The sequence below is a fragment of the Shewanella sp. Isolate7 genome (assembly GCF_022398425.1).
In the GTDB taxonomy this organism is placed as follows: domain Bacteria; phylum Pseudomonadota; class Gammaproteobacteria; order Enterobacterales; family Shewanellaceae; genus Shewanella.
The window spans coordinates 38649-46368 of record NZ_JAKEVJ010000047.1 but is presented as its reverse complement, the minus strand read 5'-3'; the positions used below and the strand labels follow the sequence as shown (position 1 = coordinate 46368).

9 protein-coding genes are annotated in these 7720 nt (G+C 51.3%); 3 read left to right on the top strand and 6 right to left on the bottom strand.

Annotated elements, in window-relative coordinates; all coding sequences use genetic code 11:
- A partial coding sequence (locus L1D47_RS13215) for a transposase (RefSeq protein WP_239885455.1) occupies window positions 1–254 on the bottom strand: 254 nt, incomplete at its 3' end.
- A 207-nt stretch (window positions 255–461) separates the two neighbouring features.
- Complete coding sequence (locus L1D47_RS13210) at window positions 462–1331, bottom strand: LysR substrate-binding domain-containing protein (protein ID WP_239885453.1); 870 nt, start codon at window positions 1329–1331, stop codon at window positions 462–464.
- Between the two features lie 199 nt (window positions 1332–1530).
- On the opposite strand from L1D47_RS13210, the gene L1D47_RS13205 reads away from it, so the two are divergent.
- The gene (locus L1D47_RS13205) at window positions 1531–2661 is read left to right on the top strand and encodes an S-(hydroxymethyl)glutathione dehydrogenase/class III alcohol dehydrogenase (protein ID WP_041511664.1); all 1131 of its coding nucleotides are present in this window, start codon (window positions 1531–1533) and stop codon (window positions 2659–2661) included.
- A 59-nt stretch (window positions 2662–2720) separates the two neighbouring features.
- Window positions 2721–3557 (top strand): S-formylglutathione hydrolase, encoded by an 837-nt coding sequence (gene fghA, locus L1D47_RS13200; RefSeq protein WP_239885451.1) that lies wholly within the window; start codon window positions 2721–2723, stop codon window positions 3555–3557.
- Here fghA and L1D47_RS13195 read toward each other — a convergent pair.
- The 3 genes from L1D47_RS13195 to L1D47_RS13185 all read right to left on the bottom strand — a co-directional run bounded on the left by L1D47_RS13195 (window position 3554) and on the right by L1D47_RS13185 (window position 6083).
- On the bottom strand, window positions 3554–3835 hold the full coding sequence (locus L1D47_RS13195) for a hypothetical protein (RefSeq protein WP_239885450.1): 282 nt from the start codon (window positions 3833–3835) through the stop codon (window positions 3554–3556). The genes fghA and L1D47_RS13195 overlap by 4 nt on opposite strands.
- Before the next feature lie 134 nt (window positions 3836–3969).
- On the bottom strand, window positions 3970–5085 hold the full coding sequence (locus L1D47_RS13190) for an MFS transporter (protein WP_239885448.1): 1116 nt from the start codon (window positions 5083–5085) through the stop codon (window positions 3970–3972).
- Window positions 5082–6083, bottom strand: coding sequence for an HlyD family secretion protein (locus tag L1D47_RS13185; RefSeq protein WP_239885446.1), 1002 nt, complete (start codon window positions 6081–6083; stop codon window positions 5082–5084). Before L1D47_RS13185 ends, L1D47_RS13190 begins: the two co-directional genes overlap by 4 nt.
- A 182-nt stretch (window positions 6084–6265) precedes the next feature.
- Here L1D47_RS13185 and L1D47_RS13180 point away from each other — a divergent pair, with 182 nt between their 5' ends.
- The gene (locus tag L1D47_RS13180) at window positions 6266–6865 is read left to right on the top strand and encodes a TetR/AcrR family transcriptional regulator (protein WP_239885444.1); all 600 of its coding nucleotides are present in this window, start codon (window positions 6266–6268) and stop codon (window positions 6863–6865) included.
- Window positions 6866–7041: 176 nt separating this feature from the next.
- On the opposite strand, the gene L1D47_RS13175 is transcribed toward L1D47_RS13180, so the two are convergent.
- Window positions 7042–7701 carry a response regulator transcription factor gene (locus L1D47_RS13175; RefSeq protein WP_041511661.1) on the bottom strand — a complete coding sequence of 220 codons (660 nt, stop codon included), beginning with the start codon at window positions 7699–7701 and terminating at the stop codon, window positions 7042–7044.
- Window positions 7702–7720 lie beyond the last annotated feature (19 nt).

Below are 7720 nucleotides of genomic sequence, written 5' to 3'. Positions count from 1 at the left end.
ATGGTGTTCTCTTCTTCAATGCGGCGGATTTTCTTCTCCAGCTCACGGATCCGCTGTTGTTCGGGGGTGAGCGGTGCGCCTTTGGGGGATACGCCTTGCTTCTCCTGTCGAAGCTGGTTTACCCATTTACGCATGGCTGAATGACTCACGCCCATCGCGTTTGCAGCCTCAGTTATGCTGTATCCCTGTTTCGTTACCAGCTGCGCAGCTTCTAATTTGAACTCTGCACTGAATGTCGGTCTTGTGTTCATCATTTCTACCACCTTTTCTCTGGAAGTGAATCTATCACTTCGTCTATTCAGGTGGCCAAATTCACTATGCCACTACAATGTTAACTTAAGACGTTAACTTAGGACGTTAACTTTAGACGCTAAGTTAGTTCAATTAAGTGCTGTAACAAGCTAAACGCACCTTCATATCAGATGGAGGGGCGTTTTTTATGCTCTCAAAAAAGTGCAGACTCAGGGCAGGGCGCGGCCGAGAAACTCCACCATCAATTTTACCTTGGGCGAGAGGTGGCGGTTCTGTGGATAGAGTGCCCAGACACCTTCGTTAGGTTCCTGATAAGCGTTGAGCACAGACACCAGGTGCCCGGCTTTAAGATCCTGACCGATATAATAGTTGGGCAGCTGGACCAGCCCCAGCCCCTTAAGGGCCGCGTCTCTCAGACCGTGGCCGGTATTGCACCTGAGATTGCCCTTTATCTTTAGCTGACGCTCTCGGCCCTGCTCGATGAAGCGCCAGTAGTCATGGTTGCCGATAAGGCAGTTGTGTTGACTGAGTTCGGACAGGCTATGGGGCTCACCGAAGCGCTTGAGGTAATCGGGCGACGCGCAGACATAGTTGATGCGCTGGCTGACGCGTTTGGCGATCAGGCTGGAATCGGCCAACTTGCCGATGCGAATGGCCAGATCTATGCCCGCATCCACCAGCCTCACCTGACGGTTGGTGAGGGTGATATCGACCTCGACGTTGGGGTAGGCGAGCAGGAAGTCGTTAACGATAGGCATAATGTACTTTTCGCCATAGGCCACGGGCGCCGTCATCCTCAGTACCCCCTGGGGCAAGCCCCTTAGGCTACTCAGGGCGCGCTCTGCCTCTTCCAAGCCATCGAGTACCTGACGACAGTGTCGGTAGTAGAGGTGACCCTCTTCTGTCAGAGAGACCTTACGTGTGGTGCGATACAGCAGCTTGGTATCTAGCCTTTGTTCCAGCGCACCTACCTGGCGACTCACCTGGGCGGTGGAGATCCCTAAGCGCTTGCTAGTCTGAGTAAAACTCTCGGTCTCCGCCACAGCGACAAACTCGCTTACCCCTTCCCACTCATGCATGGTCAAAACCTATTATTACCATATGGTAAAAATCATTTGTAAAAAATAGAGATTATCATTTTGTGTGAAATAAATAAAATGGACTCAAATGATCAAATCCACCGTGATGTAACTGCTGGCGAGACAAGGTAATGGTCAGCGACTACATTGAAGTGGGCAGACAGATACACAGATACAGACACTAATTGGAGTAAGCGAGATGACAGACAAGTTTATTAAATCTAAGGCCGCCATCGCCTGGGGTCCGGGCCAGCCGCTATCGGTAGAAGAGGTGGATGTGATGTATCCCAAGGCCGGTGAGGTCTTGGTGAAGATAGTGGCCACCGGCGTCTGCCATACCGATGCCTTTACCCTCTCTGGTGACGATCCTGAAGGTGTCTTCCCGGCAATTTTGGGCCATGAAGGCGGCGGTATCGTCGAGGCCGTCGGTGAGGGAGTGACCAGTGTGGCGGTAGGGGATCACGTGATTCCGCTGTACACCCCAGAGTGTGGCGAGTGTAAGTTCTGCAAGTCGGGTAAGACTAATCTGTGTCAGAAGATCCGTGAGACCCAGGGTAAGGGATTGATGCCAGATGGCACCACACGTTTCTTTAAGGACGGTCAGCCGATCTTCCACTACATGGGCTGCTCGACCTTTTCTGAATATACTGTGCTGCCTGAGATCTCGCTGGCTAAGGTAAACCCAGAGGCGCCACTGGAAGAGGTGTGTCTGCTGGGCTGTGGCGTGACCACTGGCATGGGCGCTGTGCTCAATACGGCCAAGGTTGAGCCGGGGGCGAGTGTCGCCATCTTCGGCATAGGTGGCATAGGCCTGTCAGCCATCATAGGCGCGACCATGGCGGGTGCGAGTCGTATCATCGCCATCGATATCAACGACAGCAAGTTTGAACTGGCCCGTCAGCTAGGTGCGACAGATTGCATTAATCCTAAAAACTACGATAAGCCTATCCAGGAAGTGATTGTCGAGTTGACCGACGGCGGGGTGGATTACTCTTTCGAGTGTATCGGTAATGTGGACGTGATGCGCTCGGCGCTCGAGTGTTGCCACAAAGGCTGGGGTGAGTCTGTGATCATAGGCGTTGCCGGAGCAGGCCAGGAGATCTCGACCCGTCCCTTCCAGCTGGTTACCGGCCGAGTCTGGCGTGGCAGCGCCTTTGGCGGCGTAAAAGGACGCTCAGAACTGCCTGAAATTGTGGAGAGGTATCTGCGCGGCGAGTTTAAGCTCAGCGACTTTATCACCCACACCATGGCGCTGGAGGAGATCAACACCGCCTTCGAGCTTATGCATGAAGGCAAGAGTATCCGCTCTGTAGTGCATTTCAATCGATAACATTAGTTGGTTTAGACAGGGCACAGACGCTAGCGTCTGTGCCCTTTAGGGATGAGAGTATGACCATAGAAAATATCAGCAGCAACAAGTGTTTCGGTGGTTGGCATAAACAGTATCAGCACCAGTCTGGCGTACTAAATTGCGCCATGCGTTTTGCTATCTATCTGCCGCCCCAGGCCAGCGAACAGAAGGTGCCTGTGCTTTACTGGCTGTCGGGTCTGACCTGCACGGATGAAAATTTCATGCAAAAAGCCGGTGCCATGCGTATTGCGGCAGAGCTTGGTATGGCGATTGTCGCGCCCGATACCAGTCCGAGAGGGATGGAGGTGGCCGATGATGCCGCCTATGATCTGGGCCAAGGCGCCGGATTTTATCTCAATGCGACGCAAGTACCCTGGCAGGCCCATTATCAGATGTACGATTATGTGGTGAAGGAGTTGCCCGAGCTTATCGAAGCACATTTTCCTGTGACCCAGGCGCGAGCGCTAGCGGGCCACTCCATGGGCGGCCATGGCGCCCTGACCATAGGCCTTAAGCATCCAGGACGTTACACGTCTATCTCGGCCTTTAGCCCTATCGTTAACCCCATTAACTGTCCATGGGGGCAGAAGGCCTTTAGTCAGTACTTAGGTAAGAACCGTGATGAATGGTTGGCCTATGACGCCTGTGAGTTGATGAAGCAAGCCAGATGCGATCTGCCGATCTTTATCGATCAAGGTAGCAGTGACAATTTCCTCGAGGAGCAGTTAAGGCCCGAAGCCTTGGTTGCGGTAGCCAAGGAGAAGGAGTATCCGCTGATCCTGCGCATGCAGGAGGGCTATGATCACAGCTATTACTTTATCGCCAGCTTTATCGAAGACCACCTCAGGTTTCATGCCAAGTATTTCCAAGGTTAAGTCGTGGCGCGGTTAGCCCATTTCATGGTGAGTACCATGCTGGGTATGATGACCAGCGTGGTAGCGATTAACCATTGATAGTTGTTCACTCCGGCCACAGACAGCGCCTGCGTCTTAAGTTGGCTCATCAACAGCAGGGCCGAGCGCTCGGGCGTCGGCGCCAGCGTCGACTGCTGTAGGCTGGCAGTGATCAGCTGTTGGTGGTGAATGAATGTCTCGTTTAGAGGGTCATAGTTTTCGGCTAACTTTTGCATGGCGTTGCTGGTTTCTATCGTCATGAAACGAGAAAACTCGCCTATGGCAGACAATGACCCTAGATTACGAAATAGATAGAACCAGGCGATCGTTTCGAGCAGGTGCTGCCTAGGTAAACTACGCAGAATATGTATGGTCAGCGTGATGTTTAGCAGTCCTATGGCGAAGCCTTTAAGTAATATTGCAGGCCAAAGATATGCCTGGCTATAAAGGCATTGCTTCCCGTTAGCCAAATACAGGTACCCATCATCATGACGATCCCTATGGGGACGACTTTGAAGGGATCTCGGTCGGGGTTGCTGGTGGCAAAGAATGCAATACCAAGGCCGGCCAGCATACCGACAAAGCCGATGAGGTTGATATAGCCTGCGTTAGCGGCGCTGTATTGCATTATCTTCGTCATATACACAGAGGTGAGCATGGAGATGGCCAATACGACAAACCCCGCGACGGCGGCTTGTAACATGTTCAGCTTGCCAATACGGCTGGCCAAGACACTTGCGTCTAGATATTGGCCAGGTCCCCAGCGGTTTCTTATTGCTAAGCCTAATAGCGCAATTGCCGAGGCGGTGAGCAGTGCGATCCAGACCATGCTTGGCGCCTCAAACCAGTCAAAGCGTTCGCCCCGCAGCAGTATGTAGGCAATGCCACAGCTGGCGATCGTCAGCAACAGGGCTTGTATCCAGTTAAAGCCGATCTCCTGTGTCTCTTCCTGATGGGGCCAGTGACCATATCGTGCCCAGCCGAGCATGAGTAAGAAGGGCACTAGCTGTAGTGAAAAAGCCCACCGCCACAGATTGTTTTCTGCCAGGGTAGACAGTAGGTATGGGTAGATACCCAGCGGAATTAATACCGCCAACAGCAGCACTAGGCTCTCGGCCAAGGCGATAGCCCTGAAGCTGAGGTTCTTTAAGATGATGGCGTGGGCGAACAGCACTAGCAGGCTCGCCGAGACGCCGTGGCCAAACCAACTCAACATCTGAGGAGCAGCCTGCATGCTTAGGCTGCTGACGAGCGTGCTGATTAGGCCTAGCACCGCACCGATGTGAAATAGCTGCCGATAGCCGAAACGACGAGCCAGCCATGCGCCGAGCGGAAGCGCAATCAGTAAACCAAAGGTATTGAGTGTGTTAAACCAGCTGGCTTCATCCAGCGACAGGCCGATACTCGCCGCTATCTGGCTGGCGCTGTTGCTATAGATTTGACTGGTTACACTCTGGGGGAAAATCGCCAGTAGTGCTAAGAGCAGAATCGTTATAAAGGGTTTATTCATGAGGACTTACCGTCGAGATGTTTGGTATTAATCGTCACTTCTGCTGAGAGACCCGGCACGATACGGCCCCGCAGTGCCTCTGGGATCTTGAAGGTAATTTTTATGGGAACGCGTTGTACTATCTTGACGAAGTTGCCCGTGGCATTGTCCGGTGGCAGTAAACCAAATTGTGCTCCTGTCGCCGGCGCAATGCTCACTACCCGTCCCTCAAGGTGTTGCTCGGGAAAGCTGTCGAGCGTCACCTCCACAAGCTGCCCCGGGAGTATATCGGTGATCTGGGTTTCCTTATAGTTAGCCTCTATCCAGATAGCTTCGACGGGAACGATAGTCAGCAGGGGAGCCCCTTTACTGGCGAAGCGTCCGGCGCGCAGGGCACGATTACCTATGATGCCGGCAATTGGGGCTCTGATCTGTGTATTTTCTAACCTTAGTTTGGCCAGTGCCAGCAAGGCGCTGGCCTGCTCGGCTTGGGCAACCAAACGAGCCTTGTCACTCCTGAGGGTATTGAGTTGCTGCTTGGCTGAACTCAACTGCAACTGACTCGCGGCCAGTTTGGCCTTCGCCTGATTGGTCTTATTGGTTTGCGCTTCAAACTGTGATTGAGAAATGAGTTCCTTATCTAACAGGTTTTGCAGTCGATGCCATTCTGCCCGATGAAATACCGCATCGGCCATAGTCGAGTCTATCTGAGTCGATACCTGTTTTATCGATATCTGTTGTAGCTTTATACGCTCATCTATATTGGCAATTGCCGCCTGCGCCATGGACAGTCCTGCCTTGGCTTGATTGTATTGCGCCAGATAATCTCTGTCGTCAATTTGTGCCAGCAGTTCACCCGCTTCTACATATTGGTTATCGGTTATGTAGACGTGATTAATAATGCCCGATACCTCGGTACTCACTTGCGAAATTTCCCCCTGAACATAGGCGTTATCTGTGCTGATCAAGCCTGCTTTTGGGAACTGGTAATAATAAAACAGGGAAGCGAATAACATCATGCTGCTGATAATTATTGCTTTTTTGATTTTATTGCTCTGTGTTTTGCGAAGGAGTTGTTTCATGATGATGACCATAGATATAATACTGTACCGTTCAGTATCACATCTATCGTTCGAAAAGGATGCAACCTTATCCTATAAAAAAGTGTACTATCGGGTATCAAAAGTTAGAGGAGGCATCTATGCGACCATCGAGTTTGAAAAAGCGGCAGAAGTATTTGCAGGTAGCCGCAGAACTCTTTTTAGAGCAGGGCTATGAAGGCACCAGCCTAGATCAACTGATAGAGCATTGTGGTGGCTCAAAGCTTACCTTGTATAACTACTTTAATGATAAGCAAGGCCTGTTAAAAGCCGTGGTTGTTGAACTGACCGAACGCCTGCAACTGGGGTTAAGCATAGACGTAAATGCCGATAGAGCATTTAGGGAAGAGTTAATGTCTTTCGCGTTGAAATATTTGGCGTTTATCTATCACCCTGAACTCTTGAAGTTAGCGCGCTTACTGATGACGCAGACAAAAAGCGCACCGGAACTAGTGGCATTTTTTCTTGAGCGAAGTTCAGGCCATTCTCAACAGGCATTACAGGATTATTTGATGCATCGACAAGCGATGGACAAACTCGTCATCACAGATTTAGCCATAGCGAGTGAACAATTTCTTGGTGCATTAAAGGGAAATCGTCATTTCGAAGCCTTATACGGTGGAAAAATTCTTACATCTGATGAAATAAACATTTACGCAGAGTATGCCGTAGATAACTTTATTCGTTGCTATCAATCTTGAATGGAATGCCGTAGACAGGTGCTATCGAAAGCAGGCGACAGATTCGGTTATTCGCCAGTTATTCGCCTTAGGCGCTTATGTTATCTTGCGGAATGCGGGTGTCTTTTGGCTGAGATCTTTTTGCGCTTACAAATTGGCAGGGAGCTAAGGGAAGATCCTAGGATCTTCCACCTAGGTTAAAGCTCGACTTTTTCCATCTCTAGCTGCTGCAAGGCGATCACCGCCTGGGTGCGATTTCTTACCCCAAGTTTTCTAAAAATGGCGGTGGCGTGGGCCTTGATGGTCGCCTCGGAGACACCCAGGTCGTAGGCGATCTGCTTGTTGAGCAGGCCTTCGGCAAACATCTGTAGCACCTTATACTGCTGCGGCGTGAGATCGGCGAGCTTGGCCGCCATCTGATCCGTGGCATCTTCGTTTATCTCTTGTAATTCGATGTTGCTCGGCAGCCAGATATCGCCATATAGCACTGAGGTGAGGGCCTCAGAGAGGGTGTCCATAGAGGCGGATTTTGGAATAAATCCGGCGCTGCCATAGTGGACGGCGCGGCTGATGGTCATGGCATCTTCATGGGCGGAGATCACCACAACAGGCAGCTCGGGGAAATGGGTTCTTAGGTGGATCAGTGTGGAATAGCCATGGGAGCCCGGCATCTGCAGGTCTAACAGGACTAAGTCATAGGCGGTGTCGCCTTGTTCCAATAGGCTTTGTAGGGCTTCGGCACTATCGGCTTCAAACCACTGGGTGTCGGCAAATGCGCCGCTCAGTGCCTGGCGCAGCGCATTTCTAAATAACGGGTGATCATCGGCGATGATGATGTGCAAATTTTCTAGCTTCATTGCTTTTTGATTATCTTTG